This window comes from Pseudomonas sp. MOIL14HWK12:I1 (assembly GCF_000510705.1).
In the GTDB taxonomy this organism is placed as follows: Bacteria; Pseudomonadota; Gammaproteobacteria; order Pseudomonadales; family Pseudomonadaceae; genus Chryseomonas; species Chryseomonas oryzihabitans.
Window position 1 is genome coordinate 1 of record NZ_KI783309.1, and the last position, 25232, is coordinate 25232.

Annotated in this window: 20 protein-coding genes, 1 tRNA gene and 1 rRNA gene; 16 read left to right on the forward strand and 6 right to left on the reverse strand. The window is 66.7% G+C overall.

The window, feature by feature from the left end; genetic code table 11:
• Positions 1-107: 107 nt before the first annotated feature.
• Positions 108-223 (forward strand): 5S ribosomal RNA (gene rrf, locus PSEK12I1_RS0121100).
• A gap of 462 nt (positions 224-685) precedes the next feature.
• Here rrf and mksF read toward each other — a convergent pair.
• From mksF to mksB, 3 genes are read right to left on the reverse strand one after another with little or no spacing between them, the layout of a single operon-like run.
• Positions 686-3487, reverse strand: coding sequence for an Mks condensin complex protein MksF (mksF, locus tag PSEK12I1_RS0121105; RefSeq protein ID WP_027602833.1), 2802 nt, complete (start codon positions 3485-3487; stop codon positions 686-688).
• Entirely contained in the window at positions 3484-4161 is a 678-nt protein-coding gene (mksE, locus tag PSEK12I1_RS0121110; RefSeq protein WP_007161498.1) for an Mks condensin complex protein MksE, read from the reverse strand. The genes mksF and mksE overlap by 4 nt, the downstream gene beginning before the upstream one ends.
• The gene (gene mksB / locus PSEK12I1_RS0121115; protein ID WP_027602834.1) at positions 4151-5413 is read right to left on the reverse strand and encodes an Mks condensin complex protein MksB; all 1263 of its coding nucleotides are present in this window, start codon (positions 5411-5413) and stop codon (positions 4151-4153) included. Before mksB ends, mksE begins: the two co-directional genes overlap by 11 nt.
• A gap of 161 nt (positions 5414-5574) precedes the next feature.
• Between mksB and PSEK12I1_RS0121120 the strand changes: the two genes are divergently transcribed.
• Both PSEK12I1_RS0121120 and rimI read left to right on the forward strand, forming a co-directional pair.
• Complete coding sequence (locus PSEK12I1_RS0121120) at positions 5575-6405, forward strand: hypothetical protein (protein WP_037007291.1); 831 nt, start codon at positions 5575-5577, stop codon at positions 6403-6405.
• Positions 6402-6854 (forward strand): ribosomal protein S18-alanine N-acetyltransferase, encoded by a 453-nt coding sequence (gene rimI, locus PSEK12I1_RS0121125; protein ID WP_007161501.1) that lies wholly within the window; start codon positions 6402-6404, stop codon positions 6852-6854. The genes PSEK12I1_RS0121120 and rimI overlap by 4 nt, the downstream gene beginning before the upstream one ends.
• A 13-nt stretch (positions 6855-6867) precedes the next feature.
• On the opposite strand, the gene PSEK12I1_RS0121130 is transcribed toward rimI, so the two are convergent.
• A complete protein-coding gene (locus PSEK12I1_RS0121130) occupies positions 6868-7401 on the reverse strand; it encodes a hypothetical protein (protein WP_027602836.1) in 534 nt (177 codons plus the stop codon).
• Between the two features lie 127 nt (positions 7402-7528).
• On the opposite strand from PSEK12I1_RS0121130, the gene otsB reads away from it, so the two are divergent.
• Both otsB and otsA read left to right on the forward strand, forming a co-directional pair.
• Positions 7529-8287 carry a trehalose-phosphatase gene (otsB, locus tag PSEK12I1_RS0121135; protein ID WP_027599132.1) on the forward strand — a complete coding sequence of 253 codons (759 nt, stop codon included), beginning with the start codon at positions 7529-7531 and terminating at the stop codon, positions 8285-8287.
• A gap of 1 nt (position 8288) precedes the next feature.
• A complete protein-coding gene (gene otsA, locus PSEK12I1_RS0121140) occupies positions 8289-9740 on the forward strand; it encodes an alpha,alpha-trehalose-phosphate synthase (UDP-forming) (protein WP_027599133.1) in 1452 nt (483 codons plus the stop codon).
• A 310-nt stretch (positions 9741-10050) separates the two neighbouring features.
• Here otsA and PSEK12I1_RS0121145 read toward each other — a convergent pair.
• Both PSEK12I1_RS0121145 and PSEK12I1_RS0121150 read right to left on the reverse strand, forming a co-directional pair.
• Positions 10051-10127 (reverse strand) — tRNA-Met (locus PSEK12I1_RS0121145).
• A 132-nt stretch (positions 10128-10259) separates the two neighbouring features.
• Entirely contained in the window at positions 10260-11174 is a 915-nt protein-coding gene (locus PSEK12I1_RS0121150; protein WP_027599134.1) for a MurR/RpiR family transcriptional regulator, read from the reverse strand.
• A gap of 230 nt (positions 11175-11404) precedes the next feature.
• On the opposite strand from PSEK12I1_RS0121150, the gene iolC reads away from it, so the two are divergent.
• The 11 genes from iolC to PSEK12I1_RS0121205 all read left to right on the forward strand — a co-directional run bounded on the left by iolC (position 11405) and on the right by PSEK12I1_RS0121205 (position 25207).
• On the forward strand, positions 11405-13342 hold the full coding sequence (iolC, locus tag PSEK12I1_RS0121155) for a 5-dehydro-2-deoxygluconokinase (RefSeq protein ID WP_027602837.1): 1938 nt from the start codon (positions 11405-11407) through the stop codon (positions 13340-13342).
• 25 nt (positions 13343-13367) lie between these two features.
• Positions 13368-14267, forward strand: coding sequence for a myo-inosose-2 dehydratase (iolE, locus tag PSEK12I1_RS0121160; RefSeq protein WP_027602838.1), 900 nt, complete (start codon positions 13368-13370; stop codon positions 14265-14267).
• Positions 14268-14278: 11 nt separating this feature from the next.
• Positions 14279-15094 carry a 5-deoxy-glucuronate isomerase gene (gene iolB, locus PSEK12I1_RS0121165; protein ID WP_027602839.1) on the forward strand — a complete coding sequence of 272 codons (816 nt, stop codon included), beginning with the start codon at positions 14279-14281 and terminating at the stop codon, positions 15092-15094.
• A 52-nt stretch (positions 15095-15146) separates the two neighbouring features.
• On the forward strand, positions 15147-16646 hold the full coding sequence (locus PSEK12I1_RS0121170; protein WP_027602840.1) for a CoA-acylating methylmalonate-semialdehyde dehydrogenase: 1500 nt from the start codon (positions 15147-15149) through the stop codon (positions 16644-16646).
• Positions 16647-16659: 13 nt separating this feature from the next.
• A complete protein-coding gene (iolD, locus tag PSEK12I1_RS0121175) occupies positions 16660-18597 on the forward strand; it encodes a 3D-(3,5/4)-trihydroxycyclohexane-1,2-dione acylhydrolase (decyclizing) (protein ID WP_027602841.1) in 1938 nt (645 codons plus the stop codon).
• A gap of 43 nt (positions 18598-18640) precedes the next feature.
• Complete coding sequence (locus PSEK12I1_RS0121180) at positions 18641-19651, forward strand: Gfo/Idh/MocA family protein (RefSeq protein WP_027599140.1); 1011 nt, start codon at positions 18641-18643, stop codon at positions 19649-19651.
• A gap of 42 nt (positions 19652-19693) precedes the next feature.
• Positions 19694-20788: a Gfo/Idh/MocA family protein gene (locus PSEK12I1_RS24040; protein WP_051399079.1), complete on the forward strand. Its 1095-nt coding sequence runs from the start codon at positions 19694-19696 to the stop codon at positions 20786-20788.
• A gap of 111 nt (positions 20789-20899) precedes the next feature.
• The gene (locus tag PSEK12I1_RS24690; RefSeq protein ID WP_155951353.1) at positions 20900-21070 is read left to right on the forward strand and encodes a hypothetical protein; all 171 of its coding nucleotides are present in this window, start codon (positions 20900-20902) and stop codon (positions 21068-21070) included.
• A 127-nt stretch (positions 21071-21197) separates the two neighbouring features.
• On the forward strand, positions 21198-22124 hold the full coding sequence (locus PSEK12I1_RS0121195; protein WP_027599141.1) for a sugar ABC transporter substrate-binding protein: 927 nt from the start codon (positions 21198-21200) through the stop codon (positions 22122-22124).
• Between the two features lie 442 nt (positions 22125-22566).
• Positions 22567-24120: a sugar ABC transporter ATP-binding protein gene (locus PSEK12I1_RS0121200; protein WP_027602842.1), complete on the forward strand. Its 1554-nt coding sequence runs from the start codon at positions 22567-22569 to the stop codon at positions 24118-24120.
• 61 nt (positions 24121-24181) lie between these two features.
• Positions 24182-25207: an ABC transporter permease gene (locus PSEK12I1_RS0121205; protein ID WP_007161522.1), complete on the forward strand. Its 1026-nt coding sequence runs from the start codon at positions 24182-24184 to the stop codon at positions 25205-25207.
• Positions 25208-25232: the final 25 nt, after the last annotated feature.

The following is a 25232-nucleotide window of genomic DNA, read 5'->3' on the forward strand; positions in this document are numbered from 1 at the left end:
AACGGGCGCGTGGGTTCGCAAGACCCCAAAGACGATACGTCTACTTCGATCACAGACCCAATTGGGCCAGCCAGGCAGCTCCATCACCTGGCCAGCCAACCGAATTGCTTGACGAACATAGAGCATTGGAACCACCTGATCCCTTCCCGAACTCAGAAGTGAAACGATGCATCGCCGATGGTAGTGTGGGGCTTCCCCATGTGAGAGTAGGTCATCGTCAAGCGCCTAACACCCAGCACCCCCGCTCAGTTCATTCTGGCGGGGGTGTTGTCTTTGGGGCGGGAAAAGTTTGGCCGGACGTCAGCATGCCTAGGCGCTGGGGGCAGATGATCGGCCAGCGAAAGCCTGGGGCTAGGTCGCTGAGGTGGCCCTCACCCTAGCCCTCTCCCGGGGGGAGAGGGGACTAGAAGCGGTGCGGCGAGGGCTTGAGGATGCTTCCCGGATTTCAGGGACTGCTTTGTGTCTGCAAGAGCACAAGAGCTACAACCGCCCGGCTGCGCCGGGCTGTTGTGGCCATGGTGGTCCGTCGATGCGGCCGCTCCTACAAGGAGGCATGCTGTAGGAGCGGCCCATGGCCGCGATCAGCTGGATGTTGGGCTTCGCTGCGCTCAACTAACCTATCGCAGCGTTACAAGAGCAAGAAAAAGCCCGGCAGATGCCGGGCTTTTTGCGTTCTGGCAGGGGCTCACGCAGGTTCGGGCAGGGCCAGGTCGCGTTTGGCGATGTATTTCCAGTCGGCTTCGTCGATGTAGATGCCGCCGGGGCCGCTGCCGCCTTCGAGGTCGATGGCGACCTGGGCGCTGACCTGGGGTTTGACGCTTGCCAGGATGGGCACGAAGCCCAGTTGCTGGCTGGTCTCGATCAGCGCCTGCTGGTTGCGTTCGTCGATGTCGGCGGCTTCGTCCAGGTAGTAGGGCAGGCGGATCTTGGCGGCCTGCTCCCGGTCCATCAGGTGCAGCAACAGGTACATGTTGGTGAGCGCCTTGATGGTCATGGTGGTGCCGTTGGAGGCGGCGCCGTCGATGTCGGTGTGCAGGATCGGCTGGCCGCCCTGCTTGGTGATCTCGAAGGCCAGTTCGAAGAGGTCCTTGAGGCCGAGCTGGTTGCCGTTGGCGGCCACCAGGCGTGCCAGGTATTCCTTGGCGTCCTCGTTCTTCTGGTCCTGGCTGCTGTCCTGGGTGAGATCGAAGACCGACAGGGTTTCGCCTTCCTCGTACTGACCGGCGCTGTGGATGATCTGGTCGATGTGCTTGAGCGCCTCCTTGTTCGGCGCCAGGACGATGCGGAAGCTCTCCAGGTTGGAGACCTGCTTGCGATTGATCTCGCGGTTGAACAGCTGCAGCTGGTGTTCGAGGTTGTCGTAGTCGCTACGGATGTTTCTCAGGGTCCGGGCGATGTCGGTGACGGCGGCGCGGCGGGCCTTGGCCAGGGTCAGGGCTTCGTCCTGGCGATGGGCATAGGCGTTGACCAGCAGCTGCAGGCGGCGCTCGGGATCTTCCTCGTTGTCGAACTTGGCGACGCCCTTGAGGCGGACCTGGGCATAGAGCGCCTCGATCTGGGTGTCGGCGCGCTGCAGGGCCTGCCAGGTGTCCTGGTAGTCGTTGAGCAGCGGCAGCAGGTTTTCCAGGGAATCGTCGACCGCCTCCATGAAGGGCGTGCCCTGGGGCAGGTCGGTGGGCAGCAGCTGGCGGCGGCGCAGGGCGTCGGCCAGGGTGCGGTCCTTGGCTTCCAGGTCGGCCAGCTGGCGACCGATCAGCTGCAGCTTGGCGGAGAGTTGCTGGACGCGTTCGGTGAAGGCGTCGCCGGCGCGTCTCAGTTCGTCCTGGGCGGCTTCCAGCTGGGCCAGCTGTTCGAGCTTTTCGTTTTCCTCGGCACCGAGGGTCTGGCAGCGACGGAAGTCTTCCAGGGCCTTCTGGGCATCCAGGACCTGTTGGTAGAGGGCTTCGGCCTGGGCCTTGCTGGCCTGGCGGTCGAGACTGACACCCTGCTGCGCCTTGAGCTGCTTGAGTTCGCGCTCCAGGCGGTCCTTCTGGTCACGCAGGGCGGCGCGATCGGCGAGGGCCTGCAGGGTGGGTGGCTCAATGCCCGACAGGTCGAGGGACAGGCCCGGCAATTCGAGGCGATCGCCCTGGAAGCGCGCCAGGATGCTTTCGAAGGTCTTTACCCAGTTGCCGTCCTCGCTCAGTTCGACGCCCTTGGGGCCGAGTGGCAGGCTGAACAGCTGGCCATTGAACAGCCGCATTAGGCGGTCGACGTCGGCCTGGCTGAATTCCTCGCGCAGGCGGGCGTAGCTGTTGTTGTCGGCGTGGTCGAGTTGCTGGCGAATAGCCTTGAGGCGCTGCTCCAGTTCGCGGACGCGCTGGTCGAGGTCTTCGCTGCTGAACTGGCGGGCCTGGGACAGGGCGCCGGCCAGTTCGTCGTGGGCGTCCTTGGCGGCCAGCAACTGGGCTTCCAGGGGCGCGGTGGAGTCCACCAGGGCAAAGCGGTGCTTGAGCTGGGCCAGCTCGGCGAGCCAGCGCTGCAGGCTGCTGATCTCGCGCTCGCGGCGCATCAGTTCGCTGGTGCCGTCGCGCTGGCTCTGCTGCAGACCGTCCTGTTCCTGGCGGTAGTGTTCGGTCTGGGCCAGGAGTTCGTCACGGCGGTCCAGGGCGTAGTGCTGCCAGGTGCCGAGCAGACTGTCGAGCAGCGGCGAGAGGCGATGCAGCTTGCCCCTCAGGCGGTCGCGTTGCTCGACGCCATTGGCCAGGGCTTCGACCAGCGGGCCGGCGGCGACCAGCGACTGGTAGTCCTGCTCCATGCGACGCACGTCGCGGAAGGCTTCCTCGCAGGCGGCGATGTAGTCGACGCTGCCGGATCTCAGGCTGTGCTCGAAGGCATCGAGAAACAGCTGCTTGAGCTTGGCCGCGGTGATCTCGCGCATGTGCAGCAGGTTGATGAACAGGGCGCGGAAGGTCTTGAGACTCTGTTCGCTGGTGGATCGCAGCGGGATCAGGGTCAGGTCCAGCGGGATGCTGGTATGGCCGCCAACCAGCAGGCGACGCAATTCCTCGGGTTTGACTTCATAGGCCTTGAGGCCGGCGCGCTCCAGACTGGCGAAGAGTTCGCGCTGGCGCAGGCAGGCGCCGTCGCGCTGGTAGTGGGCCAGGTCCAGTTCGCCGGCATAGGCGAAGAACTGGTGGCCGAAGCCACCGCCCGGGCCACGACCGGCCACACCGATGACGTGGGGGCCGTGGGCCAGGCGCAATTCGATGAGGATGTAGCTGGTGTCGGTGGCGAAGTAGAACTTGCGCGACTGCTCGTTGCTGTACTTGCCGAAGCTCATGTCGGAGAGCCGCGCCAGGATGGGGAATTGCAGGGCGTTGATGGAGGCGCTCTTGCCCAGGTTGTTGGCGCCGTAGACCGACAGCGGCTGTTCCAGCGGGAAGAGGCCGAGGCTGTAGCCGGCGGTGTTGAGCAGGGCGAAGCGGCTGATGCCGTAGCGGATCATAGGTCGAACTCCCGTTCTGCGGCGATGGCGCGGGCCAGGGCAGCCTCTTCGTCATCCTCGTCGGCGCCTTCCTGCTCGCTGCCGTCTTCGTCGCTGGCGAGGGTCGGGGCCGGCAGCGGTAGGTCGCTGGCATGCAGACCGGCGGCCAGGTCGCGATCCTGCTGCACGGTCAGGCAGACATCGAGAAAGCGGTGCATGGGCGGCAGGAAGCGGTAGGTGCCGTTGCTGTCCAGGGCGAAGCCGAGCTGGGTCAGGCGGCGCAGGATCTTTTCCTCCAGCTCTTCCTGGGTGGTGACCTCGGCCTGCAGGAAGAGGTCGCGGTACTTGTCCAGCAGCGCCGGCAATTCGTGCCGGCCCAGGGTGCCGCCGTCGAGCACGGCCAGGGGGTCGCGGCCCTGGTCGGCCAGGTGCTCGACCAGTATGAAGGTGAACAGCGCCAGGCGCTGGGCGGTCTTGTTGACCTGGGCGCCCATCTGCTCGGGCACGAAGTAGTAGAAGCCGCGCGGATCGCAGACCAGTTCGAAGCCGAGGGCGCGGAACAGGGCGCGGTACTGGTCCTGCTGCTGGCTGAGCTGGGCGTAGCTCTCGGGCTCGCTGCGGGACAGGTGATAGCCCTTGAACAGCTCGCGAAAGATGGGCGCGAGCTGGGTCATTTCGTTGAGATCAAGTTGCATGGGCGTCGCTCGCGAGGGATCGGGCGGTCAGGGCGTAGGAGCACAGGCTGACGCGGTGTTCGAGGGTGTCGTAGTGGCGGCGATCCAGGCGCTGGCGCTGGAAGCGCGTATCGCGGGACAGGCGCGAGAACCAGTAGAGCAGCTCGTCGGTGTCGCCGGCCGGCTCCTGCTCCAGCAGCCAGGCCATGAGATCCGGCAGCGGCAGGGCGTCCTGGCAGAGATCGAGCATCTCGCGGGCGGTACGGGGCGCGGCCGGGCGTTCGCTGTCCCGCGGGCGACCGCTCTGGCTGGGAAAGCGCGCCGGTTTGGGCTCGAAGCGCGCCAGGGCGTAGACATAGCTTTCCACCTGGGCGGTGGTGCCGAGAAAGACGCTCTGCGGCCGGCTGAACAGGGGCAGGGCGGCCTGGGGCACGGCGTCGAGGCCCTTGCGGCGGATGGTGGCCAGGGCCAGGGCGGCGCCGCGGGTCACGGCATTGTGCCGACGCGCTTCCTCGCGCAGCGGCAGCAGCAATTCGCGGGCACGTCTGAGCGCCAGCTGGGCGGCGTTGTGCATCTCCAGGATGCGCGCCTGGGTGCGCAGCAGCAGGTCATCGTCGACCAGCTGGCCGAGGCGCTGCTGTTCGCCCAGCAGGTGCAGGAGCACCTGCTCGACGCGGTGGACGCCGCGCTCGAAAGCGCCGTTGGCGGCCACCAGCTGGATCATCGGCTCGACGTATTCGTCCCAGGTGGCCAGTACCTCGGCATAGCGCTGGCGCAGGGGGATCTGGCGATCGCTGGTCTTGGCCCGCTCGGCGACGCCCTCCAGGGCATGGCCGTCGTTGGCCAGCTTCTTGAGGACATCGCGCACGCGCATGTCCAGCAGGCGCAGCTGGCGGACGAGGTCGGGGCCGTCGCGGTTGTCGAAGGCTTCGCGGATGTGGCCGGCGAGGCGCTCCAGGTGGCGCAGGTAGGCTTCGATCTCCAGGCACAGGCCCAGGCGGTGTTCGCGCCTGAGATAGCCGAGGAAGTCGTGGATCTGGCCATTGAGTTCGAAGCGATTGGGGCTCTTGGCCACCGGCACCAGGATGTCCAGACGGATCCAGGTGTCGAGCAGGGCGGTGAGGTCGGCCGGCGTGCGCTCGGGCAGCTGTTCGGCCAGGCGGGCACGCAACTCGGCCAGGCCCAGGGTGCCGCTGTCGAAGTGGGCGCACAGCGGGTCGATGAGGTGCCAGTGTTCGGCGAGGGTACGCAGGACGCGTTTGGGGTCGATCATGGCGGGGACCGCACCAGACAAAAGCGCCATTGTACTCCAGACGCCAGAGCCTTCGATGTGACCGCGGTGGGACCGATGGGCAGGGCGGCCTTTCGATCCGCGGCGATCCGCGCGACAATGCCGCCCCGCATAATCCTGCCGCGTGTCCGAAGGATCCGCCCATGTCCGACCCCGCCCCCTCCATCAGCCCCTCGCTTACCGCCGAGGCGCGTCGTCGCGCCTATCTGCAGGCGTTGCAGCTGGATGTCTGGGTGCCGCGCACGGTGTTGCCCTTCGCCGCGCCTTCGCGGCCGGAAGCCCTGTGGGTCGAGGAGCCGGAAGAGGCGCCCGTCGCCGCCCGGGTGGTCCGCCCGGAGCCGGTGGCCAAGGCCGTGCCGGTCGCTGCGGCAGCCGAGGCACCGGCGGCGCATCGGCCGCGTATCGAGATCCCGCGACCCGCGGCGCTGAAGCCCGTTGCTACTCCGATGGCCGAGCCGGAACCGGAGCGGGCGCCGCTGCCACCGCGGGAGCCGGCGCCGCGCTTTGCCCTGCAGCTGCTCCAGGCCGGGCGTTGCCTGCTGCTGCTGGAGTTGCCCACCGGCGACACCCTGGGTTCGCGCGATCCCGCCTATCTGCTGCTGCGGGATCTGCTGCGCGCTGCCGGCCTGCCGGATACGCCGCGGATCGTCAGTGAAGAACCCATTCGCTGGCCGCTGCTCAACAGCGGCCAACTCGACCAGGGCCCGGCGGCGGCGGCCGAATTCGTGCAGAGCTTCGTCTCGGGGCACCAGGAGCGCCTGGGCGAAGGCCTGGGCCTCTGGCTGATCGGCGGCGCCGCGCGGCGCTGCAGTGGCGTCGCGGACGCGCAGCTCACGGGGGTGGAGCAGGACACCGCCCTGGGACCGGCCTGGCTGGTGCCGGGACTGGATATCTTGATGGAAGAGCCGGCCGCCAAGGCCGCGCTCTGGCAAGCCATGCGCCCGTTGCGGCGCCGCTGGATGGAACAGCAATGAACGATGCGGTGAGCTTTCGGCGGATGACCGAAGCCGATCTGAACACGGTATTGAAGATCGAATATCAGGCCTTCAGCCATCCCTGGACCCGCGGCATCTTCAGCGATGCGCTGAAGTCCTACGACTGCTGGGTGATGACGGCCGGCGAGCAGCAGGTGGGGCACGGGGTGATCAACGTCATCCTCGACGAGGCCCATCTGCTCAACATCACCATCAAGCCGGAAAGCCAGGGGCGTGGTCTCGGCCTGCGGCTGCTGGAACACCTGCTGCAGGAAGCACGCAAGGCCAAGGCCAACGAGTGCTTTCTGGAGGTGCGCGCCAGCAACCAGGCGGCCTACCGGTTGTATGAACGCTATGGCTTCAACGAGATCGGCCGCCGGCGGGACTATTATCCCGCGGTCGGCGGCCGGGAAGATGCGCTGGTGATGGCCTGTACGCTGCTCGACTAGGCCTTCAGCGGCCTCAGTGATCGGCGCGCTTTTCGTCCAGGTCCAGACCGGTGTCCCCGGCGAGGTCTTCGTCGTTCGCATCCAGATCGGCGTAGCGGGCGTCTCTCTGGGTCTCGGCTTCGTTGGGTTCGTCGGCTTCGCCGTCCCAGGCCTGGCCGTCCAGGGGATGACTGCGACCGAGTTCGGCTTCGTCCTGGCCGGAGCCGCCGCCGATGTCGCTGTCCTCGACCACGCTCAGCTCCTTGTCGTTGGGCCAGGCATCGCCGTAGTCGGTTGGCGAGCGGGCACCCGTCTCGTCCAGCAAGGTCTCCGGACTGGCGTCGTCCATGGTCGGTTGATGATCCAGGGTCTCGCCACCGGTCATGCCGGCCTGGCGCACGCGCTCTTCGGGAAACTGGCCTTCGTAGTCGCGTTCATCCATCTCGTCGCCGGCACGGCCCTGACGCTCGTCCTTGCGATCGCTGAAGTCGAGTTCGCGCATGTCGCCCATGCGGTCCTGGATGTCGTCGATCTCTTCGGGGGTCTTGGTGATATCGGGCTTGTTCATGGTGGTCTCCAAAGGCAGGGCTGCTAGAGCATCTCCCTGAATCCGACTACGAGCCGGCAAGGGGAATTCCTCGGCACTGCCGGAAGGTGTGAACGAACCATACGGTGACCCGGCAGTCGTACCTTCCATGATCGACCTCGACAGCCTCACCTCATCGGGCCAGCCGCTGGCCTTCTTCTTCGATCTGGATGGCACCCTGGCAGAACTGCAGCCACGTCCGGAACAGGTTTTCATTCCCGCCGAAACTCTCGCTGCGCTCGAGCAGCTGGCGCGCCACCATGGCGTCGCCGTGGTCTCCGGGCGACCGCTGGCGGAGATCGACGGATTCACCAGGCCGCTGCAACTGCCGGCGGCTGGCGTACATGGTGCCGAATGGCGCGATCCCCAAGGCGAGATCCATCGGGTGACCCTGGACGCCGCGGTGCTGGCGCAGGTCGGCGCCCGCCTGGAAGCGGCCCTGGCCGACCATCCGGACCTGCTGCTGGAGCGCAAGAGCGTGGCCTTCGCCCTGCACTATCGCCAGGCGCCGGACAAGGAAGCCCTGGTGCGCGAACTGGCCGAAGGCATCGCCGCCGACCATCCCGAATTCAAGTTGCAACCGGGCAAGTGCGTCTTCGAACTCAAGCCCGCTGCGGCGAGCAAGGGCGAGGCCATCGCCCGTTTTCTCGAACTGGAACCCTTTGCCGGCTGCCTGCCGGTGTTTCTCGGCGACGATCGTACCGATGAAGAGGGGTTCACTGTCGTCAATGCGCGAGGCGGTCTGACCGTCAAGGTAGGAGAGGGGGAGACGGTCGCCAAGACCCGCCTACCTTCGGTGGAAGCGGTAGCCCTCTGGCTGCAGCAGCTGAGCCGTGACCTCGCGCCACATTATAAGCAAGGAGATTAGGATGAGCCGTTTAGTGGTGGTATCGAATCGGGTGGCCCCGATCGAAGAAGGCAAGGCGACCGCGGGTGGTCTGGCAGTGGGCGTACTGGATGCGCTGCGCAAGTCGGGCGGCATCTGGTTCGGCTGGAACGGCGAGACGGTCAAGGAAAACGGGCCGGCCAAGACCCAGACCAAGGACAACATCGACTACGTGACCTTTGGCCTGACCAAGCGCGACTACGACCACTACTACCGCGGTTTCTCCAACGCCACCCTCTGGCCGATCTTCCACTACCGGATCGATCTGGCGCGCTATAACCGGGAAGAGTACGACGGCTATCGGCGTGTCAACATGGCCATGGCCGAGCGCCTGAAGCCCCTGCTCAAGCCCGATGACATCATCTGGGTGCACGACTATCACCTGATTCCCTTCGCCGAAGCCTGCCGCATGCTGGGTATCCGCAATCGCATCGGCTTCTTCCTGCACATTCCCTTTCCGGCGCCGGAGATCCTCACCGCGATCCCGCCACACAACGAATTGCTCAAGACCCTGTGCTTCTATGACCTGATCGGCTTCCAGACCGACACCGACCAGCTGGCCTTCCAGGACTACATCACCCGCGAGGTACGCGGCGTGCTGGAGAAGGACGGCAGCCTGACCGCCTACGGGCATAACTTCCGGGTGGGCGTCTATCCCATCGGCGTGATGCCGGACGTCATCCAGAAGCAGGCCGAGTCCTATCGCACGCGGCGCCAGTTCATCTCGCGCAGCATCGAGGGCGTGCCCTACAAGACCATCGTCAGCGTCGACCGACTCGACTACTCGAAAGGGCTGGTGGAGCGCTTCCAGGCGTTCGAGAAGCTGCTGGAGCATTTCCCCGAGCATCACCGGGCGGTGCAGTTCGTGCAGATCGCGCCTTCGTCGCGGGCAGACGTGGTCTCCTATCAGAACATCCGCCGTCAGCTGGAGAGCCATGCCGGCCATATCAACGGGCATTTCTCCGAGCTGGACTGGACGCCGATCCGCTACCTGAACAAGAGCTATGACCGGCGCACGGTGATGGGGCTGTTCCGCTCCTCCGACGTGGGTCTGGTGACGCCGCTGCGCGATGGCATGAACCTGGTGGCCAAGGAGTACGTGGCGGCCCAGGACCCGGAAAATCCGGGCGTGCTGGTGCTGTCGCGCTTCGCCGGAGCGGCGCGCGAACTCAACTCCGCGCTGATCGTGAATCCCTATGACCATGTCGGCATGGCCGAGGCGCTGGACCGGGCGCTGCGCATGCCGCTGGAAGAGCGCAAGTCGCGCTATGAGGACATGATGCGGGTGATCCGCCAGGCCGACCTGGCCTCCTGGCGCGACAACTTCCTGCGCGACCTGCGGGCCTTCAGCTCCAAGGCGCTGGTGCAGTCCATCGACACCCAGGACGCAGCGGCTGTGGAAGAGGTGGAGAGCAAGCAGAAGGTCGCGCTGTAAGCTGCTTGCGCGGTGATCGAGCCCGGCCTAGGCCGGGCTTTTTCATGGGCGGGGCTGAGGTCTGGCGTGAAGAGGGCCCTCACCCTAGCCCTCTCCCGGGGGGAGAGGGGACGAAGAGCGGCGCTACCTGCGGCTTGGGTCTGCTTCTGCAGGACTTATCCGTGGGGCGGGCAGGCTGTTCAGGAGAGGGAGCGGCGGTGCCCTCACCCTGGCCCTCTCCCGGAGGGAGAGGGGACTAAGAGCGGTGCCACGGTGGACTTTTTCGTGGGCAATAAAAAAGGGCCAGCTTACGCTGACCCTTGAAAATAGGTGGTGGCTACGCAGGGACTTGAACCCCGGACCCCAGCATTATGAATGCTATGCTCTAACCAGCTGAGCTACGTAGCCATCCGAGGCGCGCATTATTGGCAAGGCGCCGGTGGCTGTCAAGCCTTCTGCTCAAGAAATTTCTGTTTGTCGATCAAGCGTTTGCGCAGCCCTGCCGGGGCCTGGCCGGCTGCTGCGTCCGGCCGCTCCCGGCTAGTCGTCCTCGTCCAGCGGCAACTGGATCTCGTCCATCTTCAGCTCCAGGCGATAGCCCAGGGCCAGGAACAGCGCCTGGCACAGGCAGAGGGTGGCGCTCAGGGAGCGGAAGGCGAAGGCGCTGCCCTCGTTGACCAGCAGCAGCGAATCGGCACGCTTGGCCAGGGGCGAGAGGTTGCTGTCGGTGATGATCAGCGTCTTGGCCTTGTGGTGCTGGGCGATGCGCACGCACTGCTGACTTTCCTTGCCATAGGGGCTGAAGCTGATGGCGATCAGCAGGTCGCCCTGGGCTATGCTGCGCATCTGCTCGCGATAGCCGCCGCCCAGGCCGGTGATGAGGTGGATGCGCTTGTTGGTGTGCTGCAGGTTGTAGACCAGGTAGTCGGCCACGGCGAAGGAGCGGCGCACCCCCACCACATAGATGTTCTCGGCGTTCACCAGCAGGTCGACGGCCTTGTCGAAGGCGGCGTCGTCCAGTTCCTCGGCCAGTCGATCCAGACCCGAGCGGGTGGCGTTGATGCATTCGCGGGCCAGATCGCCGCTGCTGGCGCGCTGGCTCTTGTTGGCGATCATGCTGCGGATGCGCTGCTGGTAGTTCTGCACCGGCGTGGTCTTGTGGGTGTAGGCCTCGCGAAACAGCGCCTGCATCTCGCTGAAGCCCTTGAAGCCGAAGCGCTGGGAGAAGCGCACGATGGCCGAGGGGTGCACCTCGCACTGCCCGGCGATATCGCTGATGCGATCCACCATGACCCTGTCGCTCTGCTGGCTGACATAGGCGGCCACCCGTTTCAGCTGGCGCGGCAGGGCCTCGTAGTCACGGGCGATGCAGGCCAGCAACTGCTCGACGTTGCCGGGCGGATCGGCCAGCGGCGCGCTGCTGAGGGGGTCGTCGGCCGGGGAGTCGGAGGACATGGGCTATCTCACGGTAGGGATTCTTGTGCCGGCAACTTAACCCATTCGCCGGGCGGCGTCGAAGTGGGGCGGCAGGAGCAGTGTACGCCAGTTATGGAAATTAAATTCCATAAAATCTCATGTGGAAAATTTGTTGATTTGTCCGCGGCGTCGTTCTAGCCTGAGCTCACTCACACGTTCGGCCCCTCGGGTCCGCGCGGTTGGCCGATAACAATAAGCAGGAGCCACCCATGGGTGATCATTTCTTCGCCAGCGGGCGCCAGTTGGATGTCATCTGCCTGGGGCGACTGGGCGTCGACCTCTATGCGCAGCAGATCGGGGCGCCGCTGGAAGACGTCAGCAGCTTCGCCAAGTACCTGGGGGGATCCTCCGCCAACATCGCCTTCGGCACCGCGCGCCTGGGATTGAACTCGGCGATGCTGACCCGGGTCGGCGACGACCACATGGGGCGCTTCCTGACCCGGACGCTGGCGCAGGAAGGCTGCGACATCCGCGGCATCCAGGTGGATCGCGAGCGCCTTACTGCCCTGGTGCTGTTGGGCATCAAGGACCGCGAGACCTTTCCCCTGGTGTTCTATCGCGAGAGTTGCGCCGACATGGCGCTGGGCGCGGACGACATCGACGAGGCCTTCATCGCCAGCGCCAAGGCGCTGTTGATCACCGGTACCCACTTCTCCACCGAGGGGGTGTTCCAGGCCAGCAGCCGGGCCCTGGACTATGCCGAGCGCAATGGCGTGAAGCGGGTGCTGGACATCGATTACCGCCCGGTGCTCTGGGGGCTGACCGGCAAGGCCGATGGCGAGACCCGTTTCATCGCCAGTGCCGAGGTCAGCGCCCATGTGCAGCGCATCCTGCCGCGCTTCGACCTGGTGGTGGGCACCGAGGAGGAATTCCAGATCGCCGGGGGCAGCGAAGACCTGCTCACCGCCCTGCGCCGGGTGCGCGAGGTGACCGCGGCGACTCTGGTGGTCAAGCTCGGCGCCCAGGGCTGCACGGTGCTCCACGGTGCCATTCCGGCGCGTCTCGAGGAAGGCGAGATCCATCGCGGCATCCGCGTCGAGGTACTCAATGTGCTGGGCGCGGGCGATGCCTTCATGTCCGGCTTCCTGCGCGGCTGGCTGACCGGTGGCGACGATGCCGAATGCTGCCGGCTGGCCAATGCCTGCGGCGGGCTGGTGGTGTCGCGCCATGGCTGCGCCCCGGCCATGCCGACCCTGGCCGAACTGGACTACCTCCACCACAGCCCGGTGCCCATTACCCGGCCCGACCTCGATCCCGTGCTCACCCGGCTGCACCGGGTCAGCGTCCGTCGCCGCGCCTGGCAACAGCTGTTCATCTTCGCCTTCGATCACCGCTACCAGCTGGTGGAAAGCGCCCAGCAGGTGGGCGCCGATCCGGCGCGGATTCCGGCGCTCAAGCAATTGTTCGTCCAGGCCATCGCCGAGGTCGAGCAGGCGCTGGCGGGTCAGGGCGTGGCGGCGGACGTCGGGCTGCTGGCCGACGAGCGCTTCGGCCAGGACGCCCTGAATGCCGCCAGCGGCCGTGGCTGGTGGATCGCCCGGCCGGTGGAGCTGCAGAATTCGCGACCCCTGGCCTTCGAGCATGGTCGCTCGGTGGGCAGCACCCTGCTGAGCTGGCCGAACGAGCAGATCATCAAGTGCCTGGTGCAATTCCACCCCGATGACGAGCCGCTGCTGCGCCTGGAGCAGGAGGCCCAGCTCAAGGGGCTGTACCAGGCGGCCCAGGCCAGCGGTCATGAACTCCTGCTGGAGGTCATCCCGCCGAAGAACCATGCGTCCAGCCGGCCGGACGTGCTCTATCGCGCCATCAAGCGGCTGTACAACCTGGGCATCTATCCCGAGTGGTGGAAGATCGAGGCGCAGCCGGCCGCCGTCTGGAGGCAACTCGACCAGTTGATCGCCGAGCGCGATCCCCATTGCCAGGGCGTGGTGCTGCTGGGCCTCAACGCCCCGGCCGAGGAGCTGGCCGAAGGCTTTCGGCAGGCCAGTGCCAGCCAGCGCTGCCAGGGCTTCGCCGTGGGCCGGACCATCTTCGCCCAGCCGAGTCGGGCCTGGCTGGCCGGCGAGATCGACGACCGCGCGCTGATCGCGCAGATCCGCAGCAACTTCGAATTCCTGATCCAGGCCTGGCGCGACGCCCGCGCCTGATCGCCTCCTGACGAGCAAGGCTGACATGACCGCACAACAACAACTCAAGATCGGCATCAACCCCATCTCCTGGGCCAACGACGACCTGCCGGCCCTGGGCGGCGACACCCCGCTGGAAACCATCCTGCGCGAGGGCAAGGAAATCGGCTTCCAGGGCTTCGAGCTGGGCGGCAAGTTTCCCAGCGAGCCGAAGGCGCTGGGCGAGGTGCTCGGCGAGCATGACCTGGAGCTGGTGTCCGGCTGGTATTCCAGCGGTCTGGCGCACCGTGACGTCGAGGCCGAGATCGAGGCGATCCGTCCCCATTGCCGGCTGCTGGCCGAGAACGGCGCCAGGGTGCTGGTCTATGGCGAGGTGGCCGGCTCCATCCAGGGCCAGCGGATTCCCCTGATCGAGCGGCCGCGCTTCCACAGCGACGCCGCGTGGCAGGCCTATGCCGAGAAGCTCGATCGGCTGGCCGCCTTCACCCTGAGCCAGGGCTTGCGCCTGGCCTATCACCACCACATGGGCGCCTATGTGGAAGCGCCCGAGGACATCGCCCGGCTGATGGCGCTGACCTCCCCGGACGTCGGCCTGCTGTTCGATGCCGGTCACTGCTACATGGGCGGTGGCGATCCCCTGAGCGTGCTGCAGCAACATATCGACCGGGTCTGCCATGTGCACTTCAAGGACGTGCGCAAGGCCGTGGTACAGCTGGCGCGCAACAATCAGTGGAGCTTTCCGGATTGCATCCTCAACGGCACCTTCACCGTGCCGGGGGATGGCGACATCGACTTCTCGGCGCTGCTCAAGGTGCTGGTGGCCGCCGGCTACGAGGGCTGGCTGGTGGTGGAAGCCGAGCAGGACCCGGCGGTGGCGCCGGCCTACGAATACGCCAAGAAGGGCTACGACCATCTGCGCCAGCTGGTGGCGCAGGCCACTGCCTGAGGAGACCTGTGATGAATCTGCTCGTCAAAGCCGACCAGAGCGCCCGCGACATCGTCAGTGTCCCGGCCGGTGCCCTGGACTATGTCGGCTTCGCCGCCCATCGCCTGCAAGCGGGCGAGTCCCTGCCGGTGCTGGCGGGTGACCTGGAGGTCTGCATCGTGCTGCTCAGCGGCGGCGCCAGTATCGAAGGCGGGCATCCGCAACTGGGTGACTTCGCCTGGCGCGGACTGGCCGGTCGCCAGAGCGTCTTCGAGGACGTCTCGCCCTATGCCGCCTACCTGCCGCCCGGCAGCGAGGCGCGGGTGACCGCCGACAGCACCGCCGAAGTCGCCATCTGCACCTCGCCGGGCAATCCGGTGGCGGAGGATCGGCTGCCGCCGCGGCTGATCGAGCCGGCGAGCATGCAGCGATCCACCCGCGGCAAGGGCGCCAATACCCGTTATGTCTGCGACATCCTGCCGGACACGGCGGCCGCCCATTCGCTGCTGGTGGTGGAGGTGCGCACCCCGTCCGGGCATTCCTCCAGCTATCCGCCCCATCGCCACGACCGCGACAACCTGCCGGCGGAGAGTCTGCTGGAGGAGTCCTACTACCACCGCATCGATCCGGGACAGGGCTTCGTCTTCCAGCGCGTCTACACCGACGAGCGCGACCTGGACCAGGCCATGGCGGTGGAGGACCACGACGTGGTGCTGGTGCCGCGCGGCTATCACCCGGTCAGCGTGCCCTATGGCTACGAGTCCTATTACCTCAACGTGATGGCCGGCCCCCGGCGCGTCTGGAAGTTCCACAACGATCCGCAGCACGAGTGGCTGCTGACGCGCTAATCCCTTTCGCTCGCGCCGCAGCGGCGACCCCCAGGACACCAGGAGCCAGAACATGAGCGACACCCCCGTCATCGGGCACTACATCAACGGCGCGGTCTCGACCCAGGCCGAGCGTTTCAGCGACGTCTTCAACCCGGCCGAGGGAGTGGTCCAGGCGCGGGTCGCCCAGGCCACGGTGCAGACCGTGGACCAGGCCGTCGCCGCGGCCAAGGCGGCCTTTCCCGAGTGGTCCGAGCAATCGGCGCTGCGGCGGGCGCGCATCCTGTTCCGCTTCAAGGAGCTGCTCGACCAGCACCACAGGGAACTGGCGGCGCTGATCACCCGCGAGCACGGCAAGGTGCTGTCCGACGCCATGGGCGAGGTGACCCGCGGCATCGAGGTGGTGGAATTCGCCTGCGGCGCGCCGCACCTGGCCAAGACCGGCTACAGCGACAACATCGGCGGCGGCATCGACAACTGGAACCTGCGCCAGCCGCTGGGCGTGTGCGCCGGCATTACCCCCTTCAATTTTCCGGTGATGGTGCCGCTGTGGATGATTCCCATGGCGCTGGCCACCGGCAACACCTTCATCCTCAAGCCTTCCGAACGCGATCCTTCCGCCAGCCTGTTGCTCGCTGAGCTGCTCAAGCAGGCGGGGCTGCCGGATGGCGTGTTCAACGTGGTCCAGGGTGACAAGGTGGCGGTGGACGCCCTCCTGCAGCACCCGGACGTGGAGGCCATCTCCTTCGTCGGCTCCACGCCCATCGCCGAATACATCCACCAGGAAGGTACCCGTCGCGGCAAGCGCGTCCAGGCCCTGGGTGGCGCCAAGAACCACATGATCGTAATGCCCGACGCCGACCTGGACCAGGCCGCCGACGCCCTGATCGGTGCCGGTTTCGGTTCGGCCGGCGAGCGCTGCATGGCCATCTCCATCGCCGTGGCGGTGGGCGAGGTGGGCGATGCCCTGATCGAAAAACTGCTGCCGCGCATCGACGCCCTGCGGGTACGCAATGGCGTGGAAGCCGATGCCGACATGGGCCCGCTGGTGACCGGTCAGCACAAGGCCAAGGTCGAGGGCTACATCACCAAGGGGGTGGAGGAGGGCGCCAGGCTGCTGGTCGATGGCCGTAACTTCAAGGTGCCCGGCGCCGAGAATGGCTTCTTCGTTGGCGCCACCCTGTTCGACGGCGTGACCCCGGAGATGACCATCTACAAGGAAGAGATCTTCGGCCCGGTGCTGGGCATCGTGCGGGTGCCGGACTTCGCCAGTGCGGTGGCGCTGATCAACGCCCACGAATTCGGCAACGGCGTCTCCTGCTTCACCAGCGACGGCGGCATCGCCCGCGCCTTCGCCCGCACCATCAAGGTGGGCATGGTCGGCATCAACGTGCCCATCCCGGTGCCCATGGCCTGGCATTCCTTCGGCGGCTGGAAGAGATCGCTGTTCGGCGATCACCACGCCTATGGCGAGGAAGGCTGGCGCTTCTACACCCGCTACAAGAGCGTGATGCAGCGCTGGCCCGACAGCATCGCCAAGGGCGCCGAATTCAGCATGCCCACCGCCAAGTGACCGGGGAGAAGCCATGAGCACCCAACGTCTGACCATGGCCCAGGCCCTGGTGAAATTTCTCGACAACCAGTACCTCAGCGTCGATGGCGTCGAGACCAAGTTCGTCGCCGGCGTCTTCACCATCTTCGGCCACGGCAACGTGCTCGGTCTGGGCCAGGCGCTGGAGCAGGAAGCCGGTGACCTGGTGGTGCACCAGGGCCGTAACGAGCAGGGCATGGCCCATGCCGCCACCGGTTTCGCCAAGCAGAAGCTGCGCCGGCAGATCTATGCCTGCACCTCCTCGGTGGGCCCGGGCGCGGCCAACATGCTGACCGCCGCGGCCACCGCCACCGCCAACCGCATTCCGCTGCTGCTGTTGCCCGGTGATGTCTATGCCAGTCGCCAGCCCGATCCGGTGTTGCAGCAGATCGAGCAATTCCACGACCTGTCGATCAGCACCAACGATGCCTTTCGCGCGGTGAGCAAATACTGGGATCGCATCAACCGCCCCGAGCAGCTGATGAGCGCGGCGATCAACGCCATGCGCGTGCTGACCGATCCGGCCGAGACCGGCGCCGTGACCCTGGCGCTGCCCCAGGATGTCCAGGGCGAGGCCTACGACTATCCCGACTACTTCTTCGCCAAGCGGGTGCATCGCCTGGATCGCCGGCCGCCGGTGGCTGCCGCCATCGAGGAGGCGGTGCAACTGCTCAGGCGCAAGCGCAAGCCGCTGCTGATCTGCGGCGGTGGGGTGAAGTATTCCGGCGCCGCCGAGGCCCTGCAGCGCTTCGCCGAGCGCTTCGAGATCCCCTTCGCCGAGACCCAGGCCGGCAAGAGCGCGGTCGTCTCCAGTCACGAACTCAATGTCGGCGGCATCGGCGAGACCGGCTGCCTGGCCGCCAACCTGCTGGCCCTGGAAGCGGATCTGATCATTGGCGTGGGCACCCGCTACACCGATTTCACCACCTCCTCGAAGTGGCTCTACCAGCATCCCGAGGTGGAATTCCTCAATCTCAACGTGGCCGCCTTCGACGCCGGCAAGCTCGACGGCCTGGCCATGGTGGCCGATGCCCGCGAAGCCCTCCTGGCCCTGACCGAGGCGCTAGGGGCTACCGACTACCGCGCCGGCTGGGGCGGTCAGGTCGGAGAGGCGCGCGAGCGCTATCGCCAGGAGGTGGAACGGGTCTATGCGGTTGGCTACACCGGCGCCGACTTCGTACCGGAGATCGACGACGACCTGCCGCGCGCGGTGCTGGAGGAATTCGTCCGCCTGACCGGTTCGTCCCTGACCCAGAGCCAGGTGCTCGGCCGCCTCAACGAGCGGCTGGACGACGACGCCATCATCGTCGCCGCCGCCGGCAGTCTGCCCGGTGACCTGCAGCGCGCCTGGCAGAGCAAGGGCGTCAACACCTACCACCTGGAATACGGCTATTCCTGCATGGGCTACGAGATCAACGCCGCCCTGGGGGTGAAGCTGGCCGAGCCCGAGCGCGAGGTCTATGCGCTGGTGGGTGATGGTTCCTACCAGATGCTGCACTCGGAGCTGGCCACCTCCATCCAGGAGCGGCGCAAGATCAACGTGGTGCTGCTCGACAACATGACCTTCGGTTGCATCAACAACCTGCAGGTCGGCCATGGCATGGGCAGCTTCGGCACCGAATTCCGCTACCGCAATCCGGAGACCGGCCGGCTCGACGGCGACTTCGTGCCGGTGGACTTCGCCATGAGCGCCGCCGCCTACGGCTGCAAGACCTACAGCGTGCGCACCCTGGAAGAGCTGGAAGCGGCCCTGACCGATGCCCGGCGGCAAACGGTTTCCACCCTGATCGACATCAAGGTGCTGCCCAAGACCATGCTGCACGGCTACCTGTCCTGGTGGCGGGTCGGCGGCGCGGAGGTCTCCACCAGCGAAAAGATCGCCACCGTCGCCCGGGTGCTCAGGGAAAAAGCCGCCCAGGCCCGCCAGTACTGATCGCCGCTCACTCCACAACAAGTCCAAATCGGAGAATGAAGTCATGACCTTGAACATCGGTGTCATCGGGACCGGCGCCATCGGCCGCGAACACATCCGCCGCCTGAGCCACACCCTGCTGGGCAGCCGCGTGGTGGCGGTGACCGACATCAACGCCGAGCAGGCCGCCCGGGTGGTCCAGGAGCTGGGCATCGCCGCGGAGGTCTATGCCGACGGCCATGCGCTGATCGCCGCCGCGGACGTCCAGGCGGTGCTAGTCGCCTCCTGGGGCCCGACCCACGAGGAATACGTGCTGGCCGCCATCGCCGCCGGCAAGCCGGTGTTCTGCGAAAAGCCCCTGGCGACCACCGCCGAGGGCTGCCGGCGCATCGTCGAGGCCGAGCAGGCCCACGGCAAGCGGCTGGTGCAGGTGGGTTTCATGCGGCCCTACGACGCCGGCTATCGCCAGCTCAAGGCAGTGGTCGACGCCGATCGCATCGGCGCGCCGCTGATGATCCACGCCGCTCACCGCAATCCCACGGTAAGCGAGCACTACAGCACCGACATGGCCATCACCGACACCCTGATCCACGAGATCAACGTGCTGGCCTGGCTGCTGGACGATCACTATGTGTCCGCCCAGGTGGTGTTCCCGCGCAAGGCGCCGGCGGCGCGCGAGCACCTGCGCGATCCCCAGGTGGTGCTGCTGGAGACCGCCAAGGGCGTGCGCATCGACGTCGAGGTGTTCGTCAATTGCCAGTACGGCTACGACATCCAGTGCGAGATCGTCGGCGAGCGCGGCATCGCCCGCCTGCCGGAGCCGACCTCGGTGCAGTTGCGCAGCGAGGCGCGGCTGTCCAACGAGATCCTCATGGACTGGAAGGACAGGTTCATCGCCGCCTACGACGTGGAGCTGCAGGCCTTCATCGACGACCTCGCCGCCGGCCAGCTGACCGGGCCATCGTCCTGGGACGGCTATATCGCCGCGGTTACCGCCGACGCCTGCATCAAGGCGCAGGACAGCGGCGCCATCGAGCCGGTGACCCTGCCCAGCCGGCCGGCCTTCTACGACTAGGTCGCCCGCGGGGATGAGCTGCCTGCAGGGGAGGCTCCGCACGTGAGAATCGGACTGGTCGGCTACGACGGCCCCGGGCGCCTGCTGCAGGCGCCGCTGATCGCCAGCACCCCGGGCGCCCAGCTGGTGGGGGTGGTGACCAGCTCGCCGGCGCCCTGCGCCGAGCTGAGCAGGGCGTATCCCGGCGTCACCTGCCATGCCGACATGGCCGGTCTGATCGCCGCCGGGGTGGACAGCCTGGTGATCGCCACGCCCCTCGGCGAACGGGCGGCGCAGGTGCGGGAGGCGTTGCTGCGGGGCCTGCCGGTGGTCTGCGCGTCGCCGCTGGCGAGGACACTGGCAGAGGCCGAGGAGCTGCTGGCGCTGGCCGAACGGCTCGGCGTCCCGCTCTGCATCCATCAACCGCGCCGCTGGGATTCGGATCTGCTTACCCTGGCCCGCCTGCTGCGCGAGAAGCGCCTGGGCCGGGTACGCCTCTTCGAGTCGCGCCTGCAACTGACGGACCTGACCGCGGCGGGCCTGGGCACCGAGGCGGGCCTGCTCCTCGAACTGGGCAGCCATCTGGTGGACCAGGCGCTGCTGCTGTTCGGGCCGGTCGAACGGGTCTATGCCGAGGCGCAGTTCCCCCGTGGCGATCCCGCGCGGGAGCGGGAATTCTTTCTGTCCCTGCGTCATCGCTCGGGGGTGGTCTCGCACCTTTCGGGCAGCGGCTTGCAGCGCTGTCCGCAGCGGTTGCGGGTGGTCGGCGAGCGGGGCGTCTATAGCGTCGATGGCCTGGACGGCCAGGCCGAGGCTTTACGGCAGGGCCGTACCCCACGCAGCGAAAAGGCCAGCTGGGGCGCCGAGGAGCATCAGCGCTGGGGCTGGTTGAGCATGGGCGAGGAGCGCTCGCGGGTGCCGAGCGAACGGGGCCGCTGGGACCTGTTCTACGAGAGCTGGCTGGCCGCCCTGACCCAGGGCGCGCCCTTGCCGGTCACGCCGCGGGAAACCCTGGCCTGCCAGGCGATCCTGGAGGCGGCGCGGCAGAGTGCCCGAACGGGCGAAAGTCTTGCGGTAGAGAGCCTCGCAGAGACGGCGGAGCGGCCGCGGGCAGGTGCCCAGGGCCGCGCGCAGTGGTCGTCCGCGAATGTCGAATGAAATTTCTATTTTGCTCTTGTTGTGGAATTAAATTTCCAATAGAGTCGAGAGCAGTTGCACACACGAGTCACCAGGGCCGTGCGCCCCGACAACAATAATAGGTGCCGTCACATGAACCACTCCACGCATTCCTTCCGTCTTGCCCTCTCTACCGTGCACCGCCTCGAGGTGCAGCGTCCCTCCCGGCTGCTCGCCCTGCTGGGCCGGCTGTTCTGCCACGAGCGCAGCGGCGCCGTGCTCTGCGCCTCGCCCGGCGCCGCGGTGTTCTACCGCCCCCACTGATCCCCACCTGTCCGGCGTCCGCCCAGGCTCCGCCCGGTTCAAGACCGCGTGGCGCCCGAGGTGCGCCTGGCCGTTGCGCCTGCCTGATCCCCTTGCTGATCGTCACCCCACGAATGGAGCCTGAACCATGCAGAAAAAAACTCGCTTTGCCACCCTGGCGCTGTCGCTGCTGCTGGGCAGCAGCGCGGCCCTGGCGGACCTCAAGGTCGGGGTGACCATGTCGTCGTTCGACGACAACTACCTCACCTATGTGCGCGAATACATGACCAAGAAGGCCAAGACCGACGGCGTGCAGCTGCAATTCGAGGACGCCCGCAACGACGTGGTCAAGCAGCTCAGCCAGGTGCAGAGCTTCATCAGCCAGAAGGTCGATGCGGTCATCGTCAATCCGGTGGACACCGCCGCCACCCGGACCCTGACCGAGGCCGCCACCAAGGCCGGCGTGCCCATCGTCTACATCAACCGCCGCCCCGACGATCCCAAGTTGCCGGCGGGCGTGGTGGCGGTGACCTCCGACGACAAGGAAGCCGGCCGCCTGCAGGCCCAGTACGTGGCGGACAAGCTCGGCGGCAAGGGCCAGGTGGCCATCCTGCTGGGCGATCTGGCCAACAACTCCACCCATAACCGCACCGCCGGGGTGAAGGAAGTCCTGGCCAAGTACCCGGACATCAAGATCGTCGAGGAGCAGACCGCGGCCTGGCAGCGCGACAAGTCCATGGACCTGACCAGCAACTGGCTGCTGGCCGGCAAGGAGCTCAACGCCATCTTCGCCAACAACGACGAGATGGCCATCGGCGCGGCCATGGCCCTGCGCCAGGCCGGCAAGAAGGACGTACTGGTCACCGGCGTCGACGGTACGCCGGATGGTCTCGCCGCCATCAAGCGGGGCCTGGTGACGGTCTCGGTGTTCCAGGACGCCAAGGGCCAGGCCGAAGGGGCCCTCGATGCGGCGCTCAAGATGATCAACAAGACCCCGGGCGAGCAGAACGTGCTGATTCCCTTCCGCCTGATCACCCCGGAAAACGTCGCCGAATTCCAGGCCATGACCAAATGACCTGAGGCGCCGGCGTCGCCCTGAAAGGAGGGCAGGGCGCCGCGCCAGCACGGCTTTCCACACGAAACGGGCAGTCCGGCAGCGGACTGCCCGTTTCGTCTATTCAGGGTCTTTCCACCCGGCGCCGGCCGGGCTGGAGACCGGTAAGCGTTATCACCTAAAAATTCCAAAAAGATATTGACTGGAATTTATTTTCCAATAGAGTCGAGAACAAGCCAAGACGTACAGCGGCACGCTTGCCTCGGCGAGCGCGCCCTTCAACAAGAATAAAAGGTGCCGTCATGCCATCCCGCTTCCTGTCCCTGCATGGGTCTCCGATCTCCTGTCCGCCGGGCACCTGCCCGCACCTGGCGAATGCCGTCACGGCCAGCCCTGCGCCCCGCACCCCTCACTGACCAGCGGCCCGCGCCGCCCGGTCGGCGCCCGCGAGGAGATCGTGATCATGCTCAGTTCCGCCACCCCTGCCACAGCTCCCGCCCCTGCGGCCACGGCCGCACCCAGCGAATACCTGCTGGAAATCGTCGACGTCACCAAGGAGTTTCCCGGCGTCAAGGCGTTGTCCCACGTGCAGCTGCGGGTGCGTCCCGGCACCGTACTGGCGCTGATGGGCGAGAACGGCGCGGGCAAGTCGACGCTGATGAAGATCATCGCCGGCATCTACCAGCCCGATGCCGGCGAGGTGCGGCTGCGCGGCGTGCCGGTGCGCTTCGAGACGCCGCTGCAGGCGCTGCAGTCGGGGATCGCCATGATCCACCAGGAACTCAACCTGATGCCCTTCATGACCATCGCCGAGAACATCTGGCTGGGTCGCGAACCGCTCAATGCCCTGCACCTGGTGGACCACGGCAAGATGCGTCGCCAGACCCAGGCCCTGCTGGACCGGCTGCGCATCGCCCTGGATCCGGAAGACAGCGTGGGCAGCCTGTCCATCGCCGGGCGGCAGATGGTGGAAATCGCCAAGGCGGTGTCCTACGACAGCGACGTGCTGATCATGGACGAACCCACCTCGGCCATCACCGAGACCGAGGTGGCGCACCTGTTTTCCATCATTGCCGACCTCAAGGCCCAGGGTAAGGGCATCGTCTACATCACCCACAAGATGGACGAGGTGTTCCAGATCGCCGACGAGGTCGCGGTGTTCCGCGATGGCCAGTACATCGGCCTGCAGCGCGCCGACAGCATGAACGGCGATGGCCTGATCGCCATGATGGTGGGGCGCGAACTGACCCAGCTGTTCCCGGAGCGCACCGCGCCGCGTGACGAGGTGCTGCTGTCGGTGCGCGACCTGGGACTGGACGGGGTGTTTTCCGGCGTCTCCTTCGACCTGCGCGCCGGCGAGGTGCTGGGCATCGCCGGGCTGATGGGCTCGGGGCGCACCAACGTCGCCGAGACGCTGTTCGGGGTGACCCCGGCCACCGCCGGCGAGATCCGCATCGACGGCCAGCCGGTGCGCATGAACGATCCCTGCCTCGCCATCCAGAAAGGCCTGGCGCTGCTCACCGAGGATCGCAAGGACACCGGCATCTTTCCCTGCCTGTCGGTGGGGGAAAACATGGAGGTGGCGGTGCTGAACGGCTTCGCCAGCGGCGGCTTCGTGCAGCAGCAGCGCCTCGATCAGCTCTGCGAGGAGATGCGCCAGCAACTGCGGGTGAAGACCCCCTCGCTGGACCAGTGCATCGCCAACCTCTCCGGCGGCAACCAGCAGAAGGCGCTGATCGCCCGCTGGCTCATGACCCGCCCGCGCATCCTCATCCTCGACGAGCCCACCCGTGGCATCGACGTCGGTGCCAAGGCCGAGATCTACCGGCTGATCGCCAAGCTGGCCGCCGAGGGCCTGGCGGTGATCATGATTTCTTCCGAACTGCCCGAGGTCCTGGGCATGAGCGACCGGGTGATGGTGATGCACGAAGGCACCGTCACCGGCTTTCTCGATCGCGGCGAAGCCACCCAGGAGCGGGTCATGCACCTGGCCTCGGGCAATCCCGTACTGCACTAGCACGCGTCACGCGCGGCGGGTGCCTGCCCGCCGCCTCCGGCCTATAACGAGGTAGAACAAGATGAGTGCCCTCCTGGACAAGAAAACCGCCGAGCTACCCACCGCGCGCCCGCGGCGCCGCATCCCCACCGAACTGGGCATCCTGCTGGTGCTGCTGGGCATCGGCCTGGCCTTCGAGGCCTTCGGCTGGGTGCTGCGCGACCAGAGTTTCCTGATGAACTCCCAGCGCCTGGTGCTGATGATCCTGCAGGTCTCGATCATCGGCCTGCTGGCCATCGCCGTGACCCAGGTGATCATCACCACCGGCATCGACCTCTCCTCCGGCTCGGTGCTGGCGCTGTCGGCCATGGTGGCGGCGAGTCTGGCCCAGACCTCGGACTTCGGCCGCGCGGTGTTTCCCTCGCTGACCGACCTGCCGGTCTGGGTGCCGGTCATGGCCGGCCTCGGGGTCGGGCTGCTGGCCGGCGCCATCAACGGCAGCATCATCGCCGTCACCGGCATCCCGCCCTTCATCGCCACCCTCGGCATGATGGTCTCGGCTCGCGGCCTGGCGCGCTACTACACCGAAGGCCAGCCGATCAGCATGCTGTCCGACAACTACACCGCCATTGGCGCCGGGGCCATGCCGGTGATCATCTTCCTGGTGGTGGCGGTGATCTTCCACATCGCCCTGCGCTACACCAAGTACGGCAAGTACACCTATGCCATCGGCGGCAACATGCAGGCCGCGCGCATCTCCGGCATCAACGTCAAGAAGCACCTGATCATCGTCTACAGCATCGCCGGCCTGCTGGCAGGCCTGGCCGGGGTCGTGGCCTCGGCCCGCGCCGCCACCGGCCAGGCCGGCATGGGCATGTCCTACGAACTGGACGCCATCGCCGCGGCGGTGATCGGCGGCACCAGCCTGGCGGGCGGGGTAGGGCGCATCACCGGCACCGTGATCGGCGCCCTGATCCTCGGCACCATGGCCAGCGGCTTCACCTTTCTCGGAGTGGACGCCTACGTCCAGGACATCATCAAGGGGCTGATCATCGTGGTCGCCGTGGTCATCGACCAGTACCGCAACAAGCGCAAGGCCAAGCGCTAGGGCTGGCGCTTGCCCCTCTCCCCTG